The sequence below is a fragment of the Stenotrophomonas sp. yr243 genome (assembly GCF_900184195.1).
Classification (GTDB): domain Bacteria; phylum Pseudomonadota; class Gammaproteobacteria; order Xanthomonadales; family Xanthomonadaceae; genus Stenotrophomonas; species Stenotrophomonas lactitubi.
The window spans coordinates 65,832-84,320 of record NZ_FXWT01000005.1 but is presented as its reverse complement, the minus strand read 5'-3'; the positions used below and the strand labels follow the sequence as shown (position 1 = coordinate 84,320).

Here is an 18,489-nt window from a genome sequence, read left to right as displayed (position 1 = left end):
GGCCTACCGGAGGAACGCCCCATGACCACCACCCGTGACCCCCTGCGTGAGAACCACACCCCCGAGCCGGGCGAGCAGCGCGGCAAGCACGATCTGGCCGATGCCGAGGACCGCGGCGCCGGCATGTCGACACCCGACGAGGGTGCATTGCCCGTCGTCCGCCGGCCTGAGCAGGCCGCACAGGACCGCAAGGACTGTGGCGATCGCAACCGCGGTGGCCAAGAAAGCCCGCTGAAGCGGCGCGAGCGCAAGCAGCACGCCAGCGACAACCAGGACGAGGCGCTGGAAGAGACCTTCCCGGCCAGCGACCCGACCTCACCGTTCGTGCCAGCCAAGGCCCCGGATTGATCGCCACGCCGGCCAAGGCCACCGATTGACGGGAAGTGCCGGCCGCTGGTCGGCAACCTCCTGAAGTCCTGCACGGAGCGATGCCGGCCAGTAGCCGGCACTACCGCTTCAGCGCCATGACCACTGCAGGCCGACGCTGGCGCGGCGGTCCGGCCCGGGCTCAAAGAACCGGCCGTTGCCGTCATTGACGATCACCGAGCCGATATAGCGCTGGTCCAGCACGTTGTCGATACGCGCGAATGCGCGCAGGTCACCGGACTGCAGCGTCCAGCTGCGGCCGGCTTCCAGGTTCAGCAGCGCGTATCCCGGCGCGCGCTCGGTGGCGATGTCGTTCACCACCACGTCGCTGCTGGCCGCAGCTTCCAGCGCCCACTGCCAGTCCCCCGGCGACCATTGCAGGCGGGCATGCGCCTGCTGCCGGGGCACGCCGGGCAGGCGGCTGCCGGCGGCAACCACGGTGTCGGGCACGGCGCAGTTGCTGGCCGCACAGGCCAGGTAGGGCGAGCGCACCTGCGCCTGCAGCCAGGTCCAGGCCAGCTGCAGCTCCAGCTGCTCGGCCAGCGGCTGCCGGTACTGCAGCTCCACACCCTGGCGGCGGGTGTGGCCGATGTTGCGGTAGGTGCTGCGACCGTTGGTGTTGCTGGAAACGGCCAGCTCATCGTCGGTATCTGCACGGAACACGCTCACATCGAGCTGCCTTCCATCCTGCGCATGCCACTTGCTGCCCACTTCCAGGCTGCGGCTGCGGGCGGCCGCCAGATCCAGCGCCAGCCCGGCCTGGCCGTCGGCGCGGTAGCCCAGTTCGTTGAACGTCGGGGTTTCAAAACCACGGCCCACGGCCGCGTGCAGGCGCCACTGCGGGCTTGCCTCGAAGCTGACACCCGCCACCGGCGTGGTGGCCTGGTAGCGGCGGCGGCCGCTGTCGTCCGGGTTGCACCCGACGATGTAGCGATCATCCGATTCGAAGCGCACTGTGCTGTGGCGGACTCCGGCCAGCAGCGACCAGCGCGGGCTCCATTGCCACCACGCCTGCGCGAACTGGTCCACGTTCTGCACGATGTCGATCTGGTCGCGACGCAGGCGACCGCGTACGCCCACGGTGCTGCCGATGAAGTTCTCGTAGCCAGTGCGGTGCTGGCGCTGGCGATCGGCATTCACGCCCACCACCAGATCCAGCGGGCGCCCCCACAGATCGCCGTTCCAGCCCCAGCGCGCGTCCAGGCCGCCGTAGCCGCCATCCAGGTCGATCACGCCACCGGCGTGCAATGGGTTGGCCTGCGGTCCCGGCGGAATCGGCAGGTACTGGCTCACCGCGCGCTGCCCGGCATAGCCCATCAGCTGCCAGCGCTGCGCGCCGGCTTCCCGCGTCCAACGCAGGCCGGCCTGCTGCTGGCGCACCGATTTGCGGGTGTTGTACTGGTGGGCCACCGCCGTCGCCTGACGCGGGTCGGCCGCCACCTGCGCGCGGGTCAGGCCCAGCGGGTCCTGCGCGTTCGGCGCGTGCAGCGCGTTGAGCAGCAGTTCCAGGCGGCCGCCAGCGAGCTCGGTGCCGAGGCGCGCGTTCAACGATTCGCGGCGCGCACGGCTGTGGTCACGCCAACCATCGGTGCTGAAATGGTTGGCGGCCACGTTGTAGTCGATGCCCTTGCCCGCCCCGCGCAGCTGCGCGCCGACGCTGAGCGTGTTGTCGGCACCGGCATTCACCCGCAGCCGCCAGGGGTCACCGGCCTGGCCCTGCGCGCTCCACACCTGCAGCACGCCCCCGGACGAGTTGCCGTACAGGGCCGAGAACGGCCCACGCAGCACCTCGATGCGCTCGGCACCGAGCAGGCTGGCGTGCGACAGCTGGCCCTGGCCATCGGGCATGGTCGCCGGCACCCCATCAATCAGCACCCGCACCCCGCGCACGCCGAAGGTCGAACGGGCGCCGAAGCCACGGATCGACAGCTGGGTGTCCTGTGCGAAGTTCTGCCGGTCCCTGGCCAGCAGGCCCGGCACCCCGCCCAGCGCCTCGGACAGCTGCGCGTTGGGGCCGCTACGGTCGGCATCGATCCACACCGTATCCAGGCTGGCGGGCAGGGCGAAGGGATCCACGCCCGGCACCCGCGCGGCCTGCACCTGCACCGCCGGCAGTGAGGTGGGCGAGGGCGCGGCCGCCACCGAAAAAGGCGACAGCAGCAGGGCGGACAGCGGCAGGCAATGACGTCGTGCGGCGGAATTCATGATTCAGGTTGATGGATCGAGCGGCAACGCACGCCATGGTACGGGCAGGCGGATGACGATGGCGGCGGCCAGCCCCGGCAGGCTTTGTTACGATGGGCTGTTTCCGGCCGAAAAGCCGCAAGCCGCGTGGCGCAATTCCTCCCCCTTTCCGTCTACCGAACGAGTACCGCCGTGTCCTTCTTTGCAAACGTGGAACTGGTCCCAGGCGACCCGATCCTGGGCCTGACCGAGGCGTACAACGCCGACAGCCGCCCGACCAAGGTCAACCTGGGTGTGGGCATCTACTACGACGAGAGCGGCCGCATTCCGCTGCTGCGCGCCGTCAAGCAGATCGAGCAGCAGCTCGCCAACGAAGCCAAACCGCGCGGCTACCTGCCGATCGATGGCCTGCCGGCGTACACCCAGGCTACCCGTGAGCTGGTGTTCGGCAAGGATTCGCCGCTGCTGGCCGCCGGCCGCGTCACCACCGCACAGACCGTCGGTGGCAGCGGTGCGCTGCGCGTCGGCGCCGACGTGCTGAAGAAGCTGCTGCCGCACGCCACCGTCGCGCTGAGCAACCCGAGCTGGGAAAACCACCGCGCGGTGTTCAGCGCCGCGGGTTTCGAGGTGGTGGATTACACCTACTTCGACCCGACCACCCATGGCGTCAACTTTGACGGCCTGCTGGCCGACCTGGGCAAGCTGGAAGCGGGCACCGTGGTGCTGCTGCACGCCTGCTGCCACAACCCCACCGGTGCCGACCTCACCGTCAGCCAGTGGAAGCAGGTCGCGCAGCTGCTGAAGGACCGCCAGCTGTTCCCCTTCATCGACATGGCCTACCAAGGCTTCGACAAGGGCATCGAGCAGGACGGCGCCGCGGTGCGCATCATCGCCGAGGCCGGCATCGACAGCTTCATCGTCGCCAACTCGTACTCCAAGTCGTTCTCGCTGTATGGCGAGCGCGTGGGTGCGCTGTCGATGGTGGCGCCGACCGCCGCTGACGCCAAGGCCGTGCAGTCGCAGGTCAAGCGCGTGATCCGCACGATCTACTCCAGCCCGTCCACCCACGGTGCTGCACTGGTTGCCGGTGTGCTGACCAACCCGGAACTGCGCGCGATGTGGGAGCAGGAACTGACCGAGATGCGCGAGCGCATCCACGCCCTGCGCCAGGGCCTGGTCGAGAAGCTGGCCGCCGCCGGCGCCCCGCAGTTCGGCTTCATCAACGAACAGGCGGGCATGTTCTCGTACTCCGGCCTGAGCCGCGAACAGGTCGAGCGCCTGCGCGACGAGTTCGGCATCTACGCCGTCGGCACCGGCCGCATCTGCGTGGCCGCGCTGAACCAGAACAACTTGGAATACGTCGCCAAGGCCGTGGCCACCGTCGCCAAGGGCTGAAGCAACACTCCAGTGGTTTTGAAAACAAAGGCGCCGCAAGGCGCCTTTGTTTTTGCTCCTGGCTTGCCACACCCTCCGCGCGCGCAGCCAACCCTGAAGCGCAGTGAGAGGGGCACCGTTGCCAGGACCGTGAGGCGCATGGATGCGCCGATCGAGCCCCTAGGGATGGGTTTACGGCGTGTCCTGGCCACGGTGCCCCTCTCGCTGCGCCTCCATGAAGAGGAGGCGCCACACAGCGCAACGCATCTGGAAACGATTACGCCTTCCCCGCTCACCCACGCGCAAGTCAGACCAGCGACAATAGGCGTTTCCCCGTTGCCGAGACCTGCCCGCCCATGTCCCGTACCTCGTTGACCCGCTTCCTGATCCAGCAGCAGCACGCCGGCCGCATCAACGCCGACCTGCGCCAGCTGATCGCGGTCGTCGCCCGCGCCTGCACCAGCATCTCCATCGCCGTCAGCAAGGGCGCCCTCGGTGGCGTGCTCGGCGAGGCCGGCACCGGCAACGTGCAGGGCGAAGCGCAGAAGAAGCTGGATGTCATCAGCAACGAGATCCTGCTGGAAGCCAACGCCTGGGGCGGTCACCTGGCTGCCTGCGCATCGGAGGAAATGGACCACAGCCAACCGGTGCCTGACATCTACCCGCGCGGCGATTTCCTGCTGCTGTTCGATCCCCTCGATGGCAGCTCCAACATCGACGTCAACGTCTCCGTCGGCACCATCTTCTCGGTGCTGCGTTGCCCGACCAACGTCGAACTGCCTGGCGATGACGCCTTCCTGCAGCCGGGCAGCAAGCAGATCGCCGCCGGCTACTGCATCTACGGGCCCAGCACGCAGCTGGTGCTGACCGTCGGCCACGGTACCCACGCCTTCACCCTCGACCGCGAAACCGGCGAGTTCCTGCTGACCACCGAGAACATGCAGATTCCGGCGGCCACCCAGGAGTTCGCCATCAACATGTCCAACAAGCGGCACTGGGAAGCGCCGATGCAGGCCTATGTGGAAGATCTGCTGGCCGGCAAGGACGGCCCGCGCGGCAAGAACTTCAACATGCGCTGGATCGCCAGCATGGTCGCCGACGTGCATCGCATCCTGACCCGCGGCGGCATCTTCATCTACCCGTGGGACAAGAAGGAACCGGGCAAGGCCGGCAAGCTGCGCCTGATGTACGAAGCCAACCCGATGGGGCTGCTGGTGGAACAGGCGGGCGGTGCGGCGTGGACCGGTCGCGAGCGCATCACCGACCTGCAACCCGACCAGCTGCACCAGCGTGTGCCGGTGTTCCTCGGTTCGCGCGAAGAGGTCGCCGAGGCCGTGCGTTATCACCAGGAGCATGACGCGAAGAGCGTCTGACAGCGGCCATCCCTACAGCGGTCATGGCAGATTGATGACATGACCGCAGGGTGACAGCAGCGGCTGCAAACGGCACCATCAAGCCCTTGCCGTCGAAGGAATGCACGCATGCACGAGCCGGGCCCTGTCGATTTCATCGAGGTCATCCACAACGCCGTCCCCAGCGACGTGTGCGCTGCGATCGTCGCCCGCATGCGTGCAAGCCAGGGCCTGAAACCCGGTGCAGTGGGCAGCGGCGTGTTCCCGGAACTCAAGCACAGCAAGGATCTGCGGATCAGCGGCCTGGACGGATGGCAGGATGTGGACCAGCAGCTGCAGCAGGCAGTTTTTGCCGGTCTGCAGACTTATCTACGCCGTTATCCACAGGCATTGATCGCGCCGCTGATGTTGCAGATCCAGGACAGCAACGGCCAGCCGCGACGCCTGTCGGCCGAGGATTTTCCCGACATGGCGCCGGAGCAGCTCGCGGATCTGGCGCGCACCTGCCTGCGCCCGGGCGCGATCAACCTGCAGTGGTACGCAGCGGGCGAGGGCGGTTACCCGTACTGGCACTGCGAGCTGTACCCGAAGGACGCGCAGGCCGAGACCCTGCACCGGCATGTGCTGTGGACGCTGTACCTCAACGACGACTTCGACGAAGGCGAAACCGAGTTCCTGTTCCAGGGGCGGAGGATCGCGCCGCGCACCGGCAGTCTGTTGATCGCGCCGACGGCGTTTACTCATACCCATCGTGGTAATCGGCCACAGGGTGGCGACAAGTTCATCGCGACCAGCTGGATCCTGTTCCAGAGTGCGCAGAAGTTGTTTGGTGGCGGCTGACCAGTTGCACCGCGCTGTGATCGCCGCTGCCTAGAACAGACTGCCCTGCGGCGTATCCACCTTCGGCGGCAACGGCTTCTCGAACCGGCTGCAATCCAGCTTCGGCCAGTGGCTGTTCTGCGCGTTGAAGCCCAGGCGCTTGCGCGCCAGCTTGAAGCGGTTGCTCAACAGCTCCGCATACACGCCCTGGCCGCGCATACGCGTGCCGAACTGGCTGTCGTAGTCCTTGCCGCCGCGCAGCTGCTGGATGGTGCTCATCACGTGCGCGGCACGATCCGGATGATGGGTATCGAGCCAATCGCGGAACAACGGTGCCACTTCCAGCGGCAAGCGCAGCAGCACGTAACCGGCGGTACTGGCGCCGGCATCATGCGCAGCCTCCAGCACGGCTTCCAGTTCGCTGTCGTTGATCCACGGAATCACCGGCGCCACCATCACACCGACCGGGATACCGGCCTCGTGCAGGCGCTTCATCGCACGCAGGCGCGCATGGGGTGCCGAGGCACGCGGCTCCAGTTTTGCCGACAGGTGCGGATCCAACGATGTCACCGAGAAATGCACGCTGACCAGGTTCTCCGCTGCCAGCGGTGCGAGCAGATCGATGTCGCGCTCGACCAGCGCGTTCTTGGTGATCAGCGAGAACGGATGCTTCGTCTCCAGCATCACCTCGATCAGCTGACGGGTCAGCTTGAACTTGCGTTCGATCGGCTGGTACGCGTCGGTGTTGATGCCCAGCGCGATCGGTTGCGGCACGTAGCCCGGCTTCGACAGTTCCTTGCGCAGCAGCTGCGGTGCGTTGGTCTTGGCGAACAGCTTGGTCTCGAAGTCGAGCCCAGGCGACAGGTTCAGATAGGCATGCGAGGGGCGTGCGAAGCAGTACGAGCAGCCGTGCTCGCAGCCGCGATACGGATTCACCGACTGGCTGAAGCCGACGTCCGGGGAGTTGTTGCGGCTGATGATGCTGCGAGCGGTCTCGGCGCGTACTTCGGTGCGCAGCCGCGGGGCGAGGAATTCTTCGCTCTCGTCCATCGCCCAGCCGTCGTCCACCGCTTCGCTGACAGTGCTTTCAAAACGCCCCGCAAGATGGGACGTGGAACCCCGGCCCTTGATGGCGGCCTGGGCGTTGCGAGGGGGATGCTGCATGTTGCCCTCCGGCCGTTACGGGATATTAGTATTATTGCTAACCACAGGCGGCGCAAGCGGCCAGGATTCACGTAGCTGTAGGCGCGGAGGCGCATGGGACCGCACGTTGACCCCAGACTTGTCCACAAGGTTGCGTGGCTTGGGAGCGGGCGCGCGCCATCGCCGCGGCAGGCCAGCATGGGCCACGGGTGTCTCAGCAGCTGCGATGGGAAGATCGGTTACAGGGGCACATGCCAGGCCGGAATACGGGGACCTGCCGCACGTCCTCCGGCTTCAATCTGCAGGGGAAGTCCCATGCACGTCAGGCGATCGGGGATGTCGCGGCCAGCGCCACGCACTGCTACAGCAGTGCCAGATAGCCCTTCACCGTGGCATCCAGGCCGTCGTACAGGGCTTCGCCGATCAGGGCGTGGCCGATCGAGACCTCCAGCACGTCGGGCACATCGGCCAGGAAGTCACGCAGGTTGTCCTGCGACAGGTCGTGTCCGGCATTCACACCCAGGCCGACGGCCTGTGCACGGCGCGCGGCGGTGGCGAACAGTTCCAGCATGGCCCGGGCGTCGCCGGCAGCATGGGCCTCGGCATAGGGACCGGTGTACAGCTCGATGCGGTCGGCGCCGACCTCGGCCGCCTGTTCCAGCAGCGGGTTGCCGGCATCCACGAACAGGCTCACCCGGCAGCCCATCGCCTTCAGCTCGGCCACCAGCGGGCGCAGTCGCTGCGCGTCGCGCTCGAAGTCGAAACCATGATCGGAGGTGATCTGGCCATCGCCATCGGGAACCAGCGTGGCCTGCGCCGGGCGCGTCTGCGCGCACAGCGGCAGCAGCCCGGGGTAGCCCTCACGCGGCGGCGCGAACGGGTTGCCTTCGATGTTGAATTCGACACCCCGCGCGCGGGTCAGCGCCGACAGTGCCAGCACGTCCTCGGCGGTGATGTGGCGGCGGTCCGGCCGCGGGTGCACGGTGATGCCATGCGCGCCCGCGTCCAGGCAGGCCTGGGCGGCACGCACCACGTCCGGTTCGGCACCGCCACGCGAGTTGCGCAGGACGGCGATCTTGTTGACGTTGACGCTGAGCTGGGTCATGGAACGGGACTACGGGGAGTGGGAGGGAGGATCGCTGCCATCGGTCGAAGTCACCTTGGCCTGTTCGCGCAGACGCCGCAGTTCATCGCTGTCCACCAGTGTCGCCGGATCACGCTGAAGGTCGCCAAAGCGTGCCACGTAGCGACCGCGCACCCACGCCAGCAGGAAGGCGAGGGCGCCCAGCAGGGCCAGTGACATCAGCCCCATGTTTGGTGTTTTCAGGGCAAAGGCGAAGCAGCCCAGCGCCAGCAGCAGGTACAGCCAGTACATTGTCAGTCTCCCCGGGCCACCGCCGCAGTGTAGCGCTGCCTCACAGCAGCGGCGAGGCCAATCGCGCGAAGGCCTCGGGCAACCGATGCAGCCACAGCGAGCGTCCTGCCTGGTCGTGCACGCGGGTGGCACGCTCGAACTCGGACTGCAGCAACAGGGACAGTTCCGCTACCCGGCCACGATCGCTGACCATCATCGACAGCTCGAAGTTCAGGCGGAAGCTGCGGTGGTCGAAGTTGGCGCTGCCGACGATGCAGACATCGTCGTCGGCGATGAACGCCTTGGTATGCAGCATGCGCGGACCGTACTCGTAGATCTTCACTCCCGCATGCAGCAGTTCGTCGAAGTACGAGCGCGCGGCCTGGGTGACGAACCAGGAGTCGCTCATCTTCGGCACCAGCAAGCGCACGTCCAGCCCACCTAGCGCCGCCGACGTCAGCGCCATCCGCGCCGCCTCGCCAGGTACGAAGTAAGGCGTCACCAGCCAGACCCGCTCACGTGCTTCCTGGATGGCGGCCACATGCAGTCTGTGGATCGTCTCCCATCCCGAATCCGGGCCGGAGACCAGCACCTGGGCGTTGATCGCGCCGTCGCCGCGCAGGGCCATGTCGCTCGGCCACAGCCGGGCGATATCGAACCGCGAGTGGTCCTGGCCACTGGCGTACAGCCAGTCCTCGGCAAACACCAGCTGCAGGCTGCGCACCACGTGCCCGCGCAGACGCATGTGCAGATCGCGGTAGGCATTCGGGTTGCGGCTTTCGTCTTCGTCGTCGGTGATGTTGATGCCGCCAGTGAACGCCAGCCGGCCATCGACGATCACCAGCTTGCGGTGCGTACGCAGGTTCAACCAAGGTCGCTTGAACGGCTTCAGCAGCTGCCGCGGATGGAACCAGACCACTTCCGCGCCGGCATCCAGCAGCGGCTGCAGGAAGCGCCGGTGCACAGTGGAGGAGCCCACCGCGTCCAGCAGCAGCCGTACCTGTACTCCGGTGCTGGCCCGTTCCACCAAGGCGTCCCGCAACGCGGTGCCGGCGTGGTCGGGATTGAAGATGTAGTACTCCAGGTGCACGTGGTCACGCGCCTGCGCCACCGCCTCAAGCAGCGCGGCGTAGGTGGCCGCGCCGTCGACCAGCCAGGTCACTTCGGTGGCGGTGCTTGGCGCCAGACCCGTCGTCGCCTGCGCGATCTTGGCCAGCTCGGTGCAGTCGGCATCGGGCGGGCAGACATCGCTGTAGTGCTCCATGCCCGAGCGCGCGCGACCGCGCCGCAGCCGCTGCCGCTTCACCTTCTGCGGCCCCAGCAGGTAGTAGATGAAGAGGCCGAGGTAGGGCAGCAGCGCCAGCGACAGGATCCAGCTCAGCGTGGCCACCGGCTCGCGCTTCTGCAGCATGATCCAGCCGGTCAGGGCGAGCAGGTACAGCAGGTAGGCCACTGCCAGGATCGTTCCCAGGTGGGCGATGCCATCAAGCCAATGGCGCACGGAATCGAAGAGGGCGAGCATCCGCCGATCATAGCGGGGACACGCACCGGTCAGCGGCATTTGTTCCCGGACGCGTTCCCGGCAAGACGCATCCACGCATGGCGTGGATCTACGTGTCGACCAAGGTCGACACCTACCAACAGCGGCGACGTAGGGCCGGCAGACCACCGCGCACAAAAAAAGACGCCCCTGTTTCCAGGGGCGTCTGCAGTCGCGTCATGACTGATGTATTGCGGTGTAGCGATTTACTGCTGCACGAAGCCGATCTTCTTCATCTGAGCATTCTTCGCGGCGGCCAGAACCTTGGCCATCACGTCGTACTCGGAATCCGGGCTGGCATCGATCCGCAGTTCCGGCTGGTTGGTCGGGTCACGCTGGACCTCCTGCTCCATCCGCTGCTGCAGTTCGCTTGCGTTGATCGGGCTGTTGTTCCACGAGACCTGGTTGCTGGCGTCGATCTTCAACTCGATCGGCGGCGGCGGTTCGACCAGCTGCGGCGGTGGGTTGAGCACGCGCTGCGGCAGGTCCACGGCGATCGGGTACGTCATGATCGGCGCGGTGACGATGAAGATGATCAGCAGCACCAGCATCACGTCCACGAGGGGCGTGACGTTGATGTCTGCCATGGGGCCTTTGCCACCACCACTACTGAATGCCATGGCTTATTGCCCCTTCTCTTTGGTCGCCACGAAGCCGACGTCCAGCATGCCCTGTTCCTGCGCGATCTTGGTCATCTCGTTGATGACACGCATCTTGGTGGTGCGGTCACCACGCAGGTTCAACGGCGGCTGCGGGGTCTGCTGGGCGGCGGTCGCCAAGCGCGACTCGAGAGTCTGCTTGTTGATCTCTTCGTCGTTCCAGTAGATCGAACCGTCTTCCTTGACTGCCAGGGTGATGGGACCCTTGCGGTCGTTGGTGTCGTCCGGCTTCTGGACCAGGTTGGCCTCCGGCAGATCCACCTTGACCTTGTGGGACATCAGCGGCGCCGTGATGATGAAGATGATCAGCAGCACCAGCATCACGTCCACGAGGGGCGTAACGTTGATGTCGGCCATGGGGCCGCCGCTGTTACCACTACTGAAAGCCATAACGGGCTCCGTCTAGATCTTGGTGACTACGTTCTCGCGGGTACAGCGCGTCGCAATTAGCGGACGCGCGAACCGGTGGCGAAGAAGTCGTGCAGGTCGTGCGCGAAGGTATCGAACTTGCTGATGGTCGCGCTGTTGATCTTGCTGAAGAAGTTGAAGGCGAACACGGCCGGGATCGCGACGAACAGACCGATGGCGGTCATGATCAGTGCTTCACCCACCGGGCCGGCAACGGCGTCGATCGAAGCGGAGCCGGTGGCACCGATCTTGATCAGCGCGCCGTAGATGCCCCACACGGTACCCAGCAGACCGACGAACGGAGCGGTTGCACCGACGGTAGCCAGCAGGGTCATGCCCGACTGCAGCTTGTTGCTTTCGCGGGTCACGGCCTGGCGCAGAGCGCGGTCGACGAACTCCGAACGGCTCAGGTTCTCACCCACGCCGCCGACAGCGCCGCCTTCAGCACGCTGGTGGTGCGCAGCAGCCTGGGCAGCGTCCAGAGCGATCTTCGAGAACGGCTCCGAAGCCGGCTGCTCTTCCATTGCACGGATGGCGTCCTGCGCGTTCGGGGTATCCCAGAACAGGCTGACGACGCGATCAGCGGCGCTCTTCAGGCGGGTAGCACGGAAGATGTTGATGACGGTCCAGTACCAGGACATGGCGGACATGACGACCAGGGTCAGCAGCACGACCCAGGAAACCGCGAAATCACCCGGCTTGGTGGTCATTTCGTGGATCAGATGCTCGAAGCCCATCTGCGACAGGGCGTTGGACGGATTGCCCCCGGCAGCAGCGGCGATGAAAATTTCCTGCAGCATGACGCTTACCTTTGTTGTGTGTGGTGATAAAGGGTGTAGCTAAGCTAAACAATCGAACTGGAGGCGAGGGTGGCCAAGCGGCCACCCGGGCGCATCAGTTCAGCGCAAAGTTGACCGGGACGCGGACGCGGCCAGCAGCCTTCTTACCGCCAGCTTCGGCGGCGTTGAAACGCCACTTGCGGGCAGCTTCCATCGCAGCACGGTCCAGATCGCGGTTACGGCTGGACTTTTCCACCGTGACATTGGTGACGTTGCCCTGGGCATCGACATCAATGATCAGGATCACTTCGCCCTGGATACCAGCGCGGAAGGCGGCCGGCGGATAGCGCGGCGGATTCATGGCCTTCGACGAGATGTCCACGCTGGCCTCGATCGAGGTCGGCGGTGCCGGCGGCGACGGCGGCGACGGCGGGGTGACGATATCGTTCGCGCGCGGTTCCGGCACGTCGACGACCGGCGCCTGCGGCGGCGGCGGGACGGGCGACGGCTTCGGCGGCGACAGATTCTTCACCGGCGGCGGCGGAGTGTCCTGCGGCGGCGGCGGCGGCGGCGGTGGCGGCGGCGGCGGCGGTGCGTCGACGATGGTCACCATGACGTTGCGCTCCTTCTCCGTCACGGCCTTGGGAGCCACGGCGGGAATCAGGAGCATCATGAAGGCCGCCAGATGCAGGGCGATTACAAACGCGATACCGACGATGCGAGGCCAGCTCAGCCCCGAGTCATCGGGTTGTTCGTACCGGTGAACGACTAGTTGTTCCGTCATGCGCCAAGAGCTCAATAGTGGGGCCGGAATCCCGGGGGCGGGATCCCTGATCAGCGGTGCATGACACCGCAGGAACCTCCAAGCTTATACCAATCCTGAGCGCTTGCGCATCAACTGGGCAGGCGTTCAGGCGTTATTCCTACTTACTTCAGGTTGATGATTTTCTTGGCATCAGCCTGGTTCTTCACGCCCTTCTCCAGCGCCTGCTGGGCGGCCTTCTTGGCCTCCGGGACACGACCTTCACTGTGCAAAACACGTGCCAGATTCAGGTAGGTCTCACCGTCCTTGGAGAGCGGGGCGGCCTTCTGCCACGCGTCGATCGCCTGCGGCACCTGGTCGGAGTAGTAGTAGGACTGGGCCAGTGCCAGGTAGACCTGGTAATCCGGCTTCAGGATGCCCTTCTGCAACCCCTCGTTGATGACCGCGATGACGTCCTTTTCCTTGTTCTCGGTGTTGGCATAGATCGAGTACAGCTGCTTGTACTCGCGCTCTTCGGTGAGCTGACCGCTGCTGCGCAGCTTGTCCATCACCGCGGCGGCCTTCGGCATCTGGTCGGCCTGCATGTACATGTTGGCCAGGTTCAGTTGCGCTTTCTTGTCATTCGGGTTCTTGGCCGCCAGTGCTTCGGCGGCCTGCACGGCCTCACCGGTCTGGCCGGCTTCGGACAGGGCGGCCATCAGCAGCTGGTTCCAGTTGTCCTTCGGCTCGGCAGCGCCGGCGATGGCCTGCTTCAGCACCGGGATCGCTTCCTGGTAGCGCTCCAGCTGGTACAGCGCCTGGCCCTTGATGATCAGCTCTTCCGGCTTGGTCGACTTGCTCTCGGCGAAGTACTTGTCCAGGGTCGCCAGACCTTCAGCGGTCTTGTCTTCCTGGATCTGCAGCTGGCCCAGCATCAGCATGGACTGGAAGTGGCCGTTGTTGTCCAGGCCGTTGAACTGCAGCACCTGCTTCAGGTAGGCGATGGCGGCTGCGGTGTCGTCGGTCTGGTAAGCGGCCTGGGAGGCGAGCTGCGCGGCCAGCGACTTGTCGTACTCGTTGGCGCCCTCGGCGGCCAGGATCTCGTCGGCCAGCGTGCGGGTCTCCGGGAACTTTTCCTTGTTGTAGCTGTCAATCATCTTCTGCAGCTTGCTGCCCAGCTTGGCCGACGACTTCGCTGCCGGTTCCTGGCGGGTCGCGTTCGGGAACAGCACTTCGGCCTTGGCCTGCTTGCCGCCGCGGTTGCCACGCTCGGACGAACGCGAGGACTGCGCGAACGCGTCAGTGACCACGGCGCCGGTCAGGGCAGTGGCGATGAGGACGGAAAGCACAGCTTTGTGGTTACGGAAAATCATCGTTCACCTCGATCGAACCGCCGGTAGCGGCAAAGTCGGACTGTCAGAAAAATCTGAGCCGCCAAACGTATCAGAAACAGATGGCGTGAGAAATCGTTTTATGTGCTGCAATACAGCATGAATTTGCGCACTCAGCCACACTTTGGCCGGCGTCCAGCCGCCTGGGCCTGCTGGTAGACGGGGCCGAGCGCCGGCACATCGCGTTGCAACTCCCTGATCCGATTGGCTGGATCAGGATGGGTAGACAGCCATTGCGGGCTGCGACCTCCACTGGCGGCCATCATGTTCTGCCACAGATCGACGGCTTGGGCGGGGTTGAATCCGGCCTCGGCCATCAACCGCTGACCGATCACGTCAGCCTCGCTCTCCTGCGTGCGTGAGCCGGGCAACAGGAACGCGGTCTGCGCCCCCATCCCGCCGAGCTGGTTGACCGTGCTGGCCGCGCCTTCGCCGCCATACGCGCCGGCCAGCGCCCCGAGCACCGCCAATCCGGTCTGCGCGCCCATCTGCCGGGTGATGCGCTCTTCGTGGTGGCGGGCGATCACGTGGCCTATTTCATGGCCGATCACCGCCGCCAGCTGATCCTGGTTCTTGGCGACACTGAAGATGCCGGTGTTGACCCCGACCTTGCCGCCGGGCAGAGCAAAGGCGTTGGGTTCCTTGTCGACGAACACCGCCGTCTCCCACCGTACGCCACGGTACTGAGGCGGCAGCTGTGCGACGAGCGCATTGACCACGCATTGCACGTAGCCGTTCTGGCGGCCGTCGCTGCTGATCTTCTCTTTCTGCTTGGTCTCAGCGAATGCCTGCGCACCCAGCTGGTCCAGCTGTGCCTGCGACACGCCGCCCACCATCTGCCGACGGCCGGTGGGCGAGGTGGTGGTCGCGCAGGCGCTGACCAGAGTGGTGATGACGATGGCCAACAGCAGTTGTTTCATGGACCCACCCCCGTGTTCAGAAGCCCAGTGTGTAACGGGTCTGCTTAATCTTTCGTCAAGCGGACAGAGCCTTACGTTGCCCCGAAAAACACCAGGGCTGCAAGCGCCACGGCATTGTTCAGTGCATGTGCGGTGATCGCCGCCCACAAGGTGCCAGTGCGGCGGTACAGCCAGCAGAATGCAGCACCCATGCCGCCATAGACCAGCCACAGCTGTGCAGTGCCGAGCAGGGAGTTCTTGCTGACTCCGGGCACTTCATGGACCAGAGCAAACGCCAGGCTGCTGAGAACGATGCCAAGCCAGGGCCGCCCAGCCTGCCAGAGGCGCCCGAACAGGACGCGACGGAATAGTAGTTCTTCGTAGGCCGGCGCCAGCACGATCGCAAACAGCGCCAGGAACACAGGGAAACGCGCGATTGCGTTCTGCATCAATTCCAGGTTGGTGGGTACCGGCTCGATGCCCATCTGCTTGGCCAAGAAGGCGATGCCATTGCTGCCCAACACGATCAGTGCGGCGACCAACAGGGTCCAGCCCCAGGTGGAAGGTCGCTGCAGTGCCTGGCGCGACAGTTGGCGTTCGGTGGCATTGGCAGGGCGTCGCCAGAAGTAGAGCAGCAGAGCTGCGCCCCCCGTGGCTATCAGTGCCATCAGGATCTGCCCCAACGCACCGGGTTGGCCAACAGAGGCGGTAACGCCGGCGGTAGCACCTTGTGCATTGGCCGCGCTGATCTGCAGGCTGCGGTAGAGCCCCCACACCGCTCCGCAGATGACACTCAGACCGAACAAGGCGACTGTCGCAATGCCCAGGTCGATGAAGAAACCCGCCAACGGCGAGGAGGCGCGGGCGGTAGCAGTTGCCGGCGGGACCGGCGGCGGAGCGGAAACCGGGGCGGAAGCGGACATCGATTACCTGCGATCAAGGGACAAAAGCCGGCGCACCTCCCCGTGCGCCGGCCACGATCCGATTGTGTCAGATATCCAGGTTGGCGACCTTCAACGCGTTGTCTTCGATGAAGTCACGACGCGGTTCGACCACATCACCCATCAGGGTGCTGAAGATCTGGTCAGCGGCGACTGCATCTTCGATACGCACCTGCAGCAGGCGACGGGTATCGGGATTCACAGTGGTATCCCACAGCTGTTCCGGATTCATTTCACCCAGACCCTTGAATCGCTGGATCTGACGGCCGCGCTTGGCTTCGTCCAGCAGCCAGTTGCGGGCCTGCGCGAACGAGTCGATCTCGATCGACTTGGCGCCACGGCTGATGACCGCGCCTTCGCGGACCAGACCGTGCAGCAGCTGCGCTGCCTGGTGGATGCCACGCAGTTCGCCGCTCTCCAGCGCGGACAGCGGCAGGACCTGGATGTGCTGTTCGCCCATATGGCTGCGCGTGACCAGCACTGCAGCCGGACGCTGCTCGTTGGGTTCCTGCAGTTCCAAGGTGAAGCGGGCACTGCCGAGGTTGCCCTGGTTGAGGTGCTTGGCCAGCGCTTCCAGGCCTTCGCCAGGACCTGCATTGCGCAGGTTTTCCAGCTCCAGCGGCATGAAGTCGACCAGTGCTTCGAGCAGGTTGCGATCGTAGCGGTGGGTATTGCGGTTGATCGTGTCCTGTGCGGCAGCGTAGGCGAGCAGCAGCTTTTCCAACGCCACTCCATCGATCGGCGGCTCGCCGGCGGCCGGCACCAGCCCAGCGTTCTCCACCGCGCTGCTGGCCAGATAGCTGTCCAGCGCCGGATCGTCCTTCAGGTACAGCTCCTGCTTGCCCTGCTTGATCTTGTACAGCGGCGGCAGGCCGATATAGACATAACCGCGCTCGATCAGCTCCGGCATCTGACGGTAGAAGAACGTCAGCAGCAGGGTGCGGATGTGCGCGCCGTCGACGTCGGCGTCGGTCATGATGATGATCTTGTGGTAACGCAGCTTGTCCGGGTTGTACTCGTCGCGACCGATGCCAGTGCCCAGCGCAGTGATCAGCGTACCCACCTGGTCGGACGCCAGCATGCGGTCGAAGCGTGCACGTTCCACGTTGAGGATCTTGCCGCGCAGCGGCAGCACCGCCTGGTTCTTGCGGTTGCGGCCCTGCTTGGCCGAACCACCTGCCGAGTCACCCTCGACGATGAACAGTTCGGACAGCGCCGGATCCTTTTCCTGGCAGTCGGCCAGCTTGCCCGGCAGGCCGGCGATATCCAGTGCACCCTTGCGGCGGGTCAGGTCGCGCGCCTTGCGCGCCGCTTCGCGGGCACGGGCAGCGTCGACGATCTTGCCGGCGATGGCCTTGGCTTCGTTCGGGTTTTCCTGCAGGAACTCTTCCAGGCGCTGGCCGAATGCGCTTTCCACGGCCGGGCGCACATCTGAACTGACCAGCTTTTCCTTGGTCTGGCTGGAGAAGCTCGGATCCGGCACCTTGACCGACAGCACCGCGATCATGCCTTCGCGCATGTCATCGCCGGTCAGGTTGATCTTGGCCTGCTTGGCGATGCCGTTCTGCTCGATGTAGTTGTTGAGCACGCGGGTCAACGCGCCACGGAAGCCGGCCAGGTGGGTACCGCCATCCTTCTGCGGAATGTTGTTGGTGAAGCAGTACATCGTCTCCTGGTAGGAGTCGGTCCACTGCAACGCCACTTCCACGGTGATGCCGTTGGATTCGCCGCTTACCGAGATCACGTTCGGATGCAGCGGCGTCTTCAGCTGCGCCAGATGCTCCACGAAGCTGCGGATGCCGCCCTCGTAGTGGAAGTCGTCGCGGCGGCCATCACCACGCTCGTCAACCAGCACGATCTTGACGCCGGAATTGAGGAAGGACAGTTCGCGCAGGCGACGGGCCAGGATGTCGTAGTGGAATTCCACGTTGTCGTGGAAAGCCTTTACCGAGGGCCAGAAGCGCAGGGTGGTGCCGCGCTTGGTGCTGGGCCCGACCTGCTTCAGCGGGTGCAGTGCCGCGCCGTCGGCATATTCCTGCTGGTAGTGGAAACCGCCCTGGTAGATATCCAGGACCAGTTTCTGCGACAGCGCGTTGACCACGCTGACGCCCACGCCATGCAGGCCGCCGGAAACCTTGTAGCTGTTGTCGTCGAACTTACCGCCTGCGTGCAGGACCGTCATCACGACTTCGGCTGCAGACACGTCGCGGTCGAGCTTTTTGCTCATCTGCTCGTGCTTGCCCGTCGGGATGCCACGACCGTTGTCGGACACGCCTACCGAGCCATCGGCATGGATCGTCACCGACACGTGATCGGCATGGCCGGCGAGGGCTTCGTCGATCGAGTTGTCGACGACCTCGAACACCATGTGATGCAGGCCGGTGCCGTCATGGACATCGCCGATGTACATGCCTGGGCGCTTGCGGACAGCCTCCAGGCCTTCCAGGGCCGTAATGCTGTTGGCGTCGTAGTTGCCGTTGTTTGCCGGGGTGTTCTGTTCGTCGGTCATTGCGCTTGCCGTAGGCTCCGCAGGTCGGA

At 65.3% G+C, this 18,489-nt stretch carries 17 protein-coding genes; 4 read left to right on the top strand and 13 right to left on the bottom strand.

Annotated elements, in window-relative coordinates; genetic code table 11:
- The first annotated feature begins 21 nt into the window (after nt 1-21).
- Nucleotides 22-348: a hypothetical protein gene (locus QOL57_RS19645; RefSeq protein WP_089241889.1), complete on the top strand. Its 327-nt coding sequence runs from the start codon at nt 22-24 to the stop codon at nt 346-348.
- Nucleotides 349-456: 108 nt separating this feature from the next.
- Here QOL57_RS19645 and QOL57_RS19640 read toward each other — a convergent pair whose 3' ends face one another.
- Nucleotides 457-2,571: a TonB-dependent receptor gene (locus QOL57_RS19640; RefSeq protein ID WP_089241891.1), complete on the bottom strand. Its 2,115-nt coding sequence runs from the start codon at nt 2,569-2,571 to the stop codon at nt 457-459.
- A 171-nt stretch (nt 2,572-2,742) separates the two neighbouring features.
- On the opposite strand from QOL57_RS19640, the gene QOL57_RS19635 reads away from it, so the two are divergent.
- The 3 genes from QOL57_RS19635 to QOL57_RS19625 all read left to right on the top strand — a co-directional run bounded on the left by QOL57_RS19635 (nt 2,743) and on the right by QOL57_RS19625 (nt 6,116).
- Nucleotides 2,743-3,945, top strand: coding sequence for an amino acid aminotransferase (locus tag QOL57_RS19635; protein WP_025875527.1), 1,203 nt, complete (start codon nt 2,743-2,745; stop codon nt 3,943-3,945).
- 335 nt (nt 3,946-4,280) lie between these two features.
- On the top strand, nt 4,281-5,297 hold the full coding sequence (locus tag QOL57_RS19630; RefSeq protein ID WP_089241893.1) for a class 1 fructose-bisphosphatase: 1,017 nt from the start codon (nt 4,281-4,283) through the stop codon (nt 5,295-5,297).
- A 108-nt stretch (nt 5,298-5,405) separates the two neighbouring features.
- Complete coding sequence (locus tag QOL57_RS19625; RefSeq protein ID WP_089241895.1) at nt 5,406-6,116, top strand: 2OG-Fe(II) oxygenase; 711 nt, start codon at nt 5,406-5,408, stop codon at nt 6,114-6,116.
- A gap of 30 nt (nt 6,117-6,146) precedes the next feature.
- On the opposite strand, the gene QOL57_RS19620 is transcribed toward QOL57_RS19625, so the two are convergent.
- The 12 genes from QOL57_RS19620 to gyrB all read right to left on the bottom strand — a co-directional run bounded on the left by QOL57_RS19620 (nt 6,147) and on the right by gyrB (nt 18,460).
- Nucleotides 6,147-7,259, bottom strand: coding sequence for a PA0069 family radical SAM protein (locus QOL57_RS19620; protein ID WP_089241897.1), 1,113 nt, complete (start codon nt 7,257-7,259; stop codon nt 6,147-6,149).
- A 340-nt stretch (nt 7,260-7,599) separates the two neighbouring features.
- Nucleotides 7,600-8,343, bottom strand: a complete 744-nt coding sequence (locus tag QOL57_RS19615; protein WP_089241899.1) for a pyridoxine 5'-phosphate synthase — start codon at nt 8,341-8,343, stop codon at nt 7,600-7,602.
- A 9-nt stretch (nt 8,344-8,352) separates the two neighbouring features.
- Nucleotides 8,353-8,613, bottom strand: coding sequence for a hypothetical protein (locus QOL57_RS19610; protein WP_089241901.1), 261 nt, complete (start codon nt 8,611-8,613; stop codon nt 8,353-8,355).
- Between the two features lie 40 nt (nt 8,614-8,653).
- Complete coding sequence (cls, locus tag QOL57_RS19605; protein ID WP_089241903.1) at nt 8,654-10,114, bottom strand: cardiolipin synthase; 1,461 nt, start codon at nt 10,112-10,114, stop codon at nt 8,654-8,656.
- Between the two features lie 224 nt (nt 10,115-10,338).
- Complete coding sequence (locus QOL57_RS19600; RefSeq protein ID WP_004132666.1) at nt 10,339-10,752, bottom strand: biopolymer transporter ExbD; 414 nt, start codon at nt 10,750-10,752, stop codon at nt 10,339-10,341.
- 3 nt (nt 10,753-10,755) lie between these two features.
- A complete protein-coding gene (locus tag QOL57_RS19595) occupies nt 10,756-11,181 on the bottom strand; it encodes a biopolymer transporter ExbD (RefSeq protein ID WP_012509603.1) in 426 nt (141 codons plus the stop codon).
- 56 nt (nt 11,182-11,237) lie between these two features.
- Nucleotides 11,238-11,999, bottom strand: a complete 762-nt coding sequence (exbB, locus tag QOL57_RS19590; protein ID WP_025875552.1) for a TonB-system energizer ExbB — start codon at nt 11,997-11,999, stop codon at nt 11,238-11,240.
- Between the two features lie 94 nt (nt 12,000-12,093).
- Nucleotides 12,094-12,651, bottom strand: coding sequence for an energy transducer TonB (locus QOL57_RS19585; protein ID WP_176429902.1), 558 nt, complete (start codon nt 12,649-12,651; stop codon nt 12,094-12,096).
- Nucleotides 12,652-12,905: 254 nt separating this feature from the next.
- On the bottom strand, nt 12,906-14,093 hold the full coding sequence (locus tag QOL57_RS19580) for a tetratricopeptide repeat protein (protein WP_089241907.1): 1,188 nt from the start codon (nt 14,091-14,093) through the stop codon (nt 12,906-12,908).
- Between the two features lie 131 nt (nt 14,094-14,224).
- The gene (locus tag QOL57_RS19575; RefSeq protein ID WP_025875555.1) at nt 14,225-15,031 is read right to left on the bottom strand and encodes a M48 family metallopeptidase; all 807 of its coding nucleotides are present in this window, start codon (nt 15,029-15,031) and stop codon (nt 14,225-14,227) included.
- A gap of 71 nt (nt 15,032-15,102) precedes the next feature.
- Nucleotides 15,103-15,933 carry a CPBP family intramembrane glutamic endopeptidase gene (locus tag QOL57_RS19570; protein WP_089241909.1) on the bottom strand — a complete coding sequence of 277 codons (831 nt, stop codon included), beginning with the start codon at nt 15,931-15,933 and terminating at the stop codon, nt 15,103-15,105.
- Between the two features lie 67 nt (nt 15,934-16,000).
- Complete coding sequence (gyrB, locus tag QOL57_RS19565; RefSeq protein ID WP_089241911.1) at nt 16,001-18,460, bottom strand: DNA topoisomerase (ATP-hydrolyzing) subunit B; 2,460 nt, start codon at nt 18,458-18,460, stop codon at nt 16,001-16,003.
- Between the last annotated feature and the right edge of the window lie 29 nt (nt 18,461-18,489).

Excerpts from the sequence above, each read along its gene's own strand:
- QOL57_RS19625 (WP_089241895.1), top strand. The coding sequence starts at position 5,406 with ATGCACGAGCCGGGCCCTGTCGATTTCATCGAGGTCATCCACAACGCC.
- QOL57_RS19595 (WP_012509603.1), bottom strand. The coding sequence starts at position 11,181 with ATGGCTTTCAGTAGTGGTAACAGCGGCGGCCCCATGGCCGACATCAAC.
- QOL57_RS19575 (WP_025875555.1), bottom strand. The coding sequence starts at position 15,031 with ATGAAACAACTGCTGTTGGCCATCGTCATCACCACTCTGGTCAGCGCC.
- QOL57_RS19580 (WP_089241907.1), bottom strand. The coding sequence starts at position 14,093 with ATGATTTTCCGTAACCACAAAGCTGTGCTTTCCGTCCTCATCGCCACT.
- QOL57_RS19640 (WP_089241891.1), bottom strand. The coding sequence starts at position 2,571 with ATGAATTCCGCCGCACGACGTCATTGCCTGCCGCTGTCCGCCCTGCTG.
- QOL57_RS19620 (WP_089241897.1), bottom strand. The coding sequence starts at position 7,259 with ATGCAGCATCCCCCTCGCAACGCCCAGGCCGCCATCAAGGGCCGGGGT.
- QOL57_RS19610 (WP_089241901.1), bottom strand. The coding sequence starts at position 8,613 with ATGTACTGGCTGTACCTGCTGCTGGCGCTGGGCTGCTTCGCCTTTGCC.
- cls (WP_089241903.1), bottom strand. The coding sequence starts at position 10,114 with ATGCTCGCCCTCTTCGATTCCGTGCGCCATTGGCTTGATGGCATCGCC.
- exbB (WP_025875552.1), bottom strand. The coding sequence starts at position 11,999 with ATGCTGCAGGAAATTTTCATCGCCGCTGCTGCCGGGGGCAATCCGTCC.
- gyrB (WP_089241911.1), bottom strand. The coding sequence starts at position 18,460 with ATGACCGACGAACAGAACACCCCGGCAAACAACGGCAACTACGACGCC.
- QOL57_RS19600 (WP_004132666.1), bottom strand. The coding sequence starts at position 10,752 with ATGGCATTCAGTAGTGGTGGTGGCAAAGGCCCCATGGCAGACATCAAC.
- QOL57_RS19570 (WP_089241909.1), bottom strand. The coding sequence starts at position 15,933 with ATGTCCGCTTCCGCCCCGGTTTCCGCTCCGCCGCCGGTCCCGCCGGCA.
- QOL57_RS19630 (WP_089241893.1), top strand. The coding sequence starts at position 4,281 with ATGTCCCGTACCTCGTTGACCCGCTTCCTGATCCAGCAGCAGCACGCC.
- QOL57_RS19615 (WP_089241899.1), bottom strand. The coding sequence starts at position 8,343 with ATGACCCAGCTCAGCGTCAACGTCAACAAGATCGCCGTCCTGCGCAAC.
- QOL57_RS19585 (WP_176429902.1), bottom strand. The coding sequence starts at position 12,651 with ATGATGCTCCTGATTCCCGCCGTGGCTCCCAAGGCCGTGACGGAGAAG.
- QOL57_RS19645 (WP_089241889.1), top strand. The coding sequence starts at position 22 with ATGACCACCACCCGTGACCCCCTGCGTGAGAACCACACCCCCGAGCCG.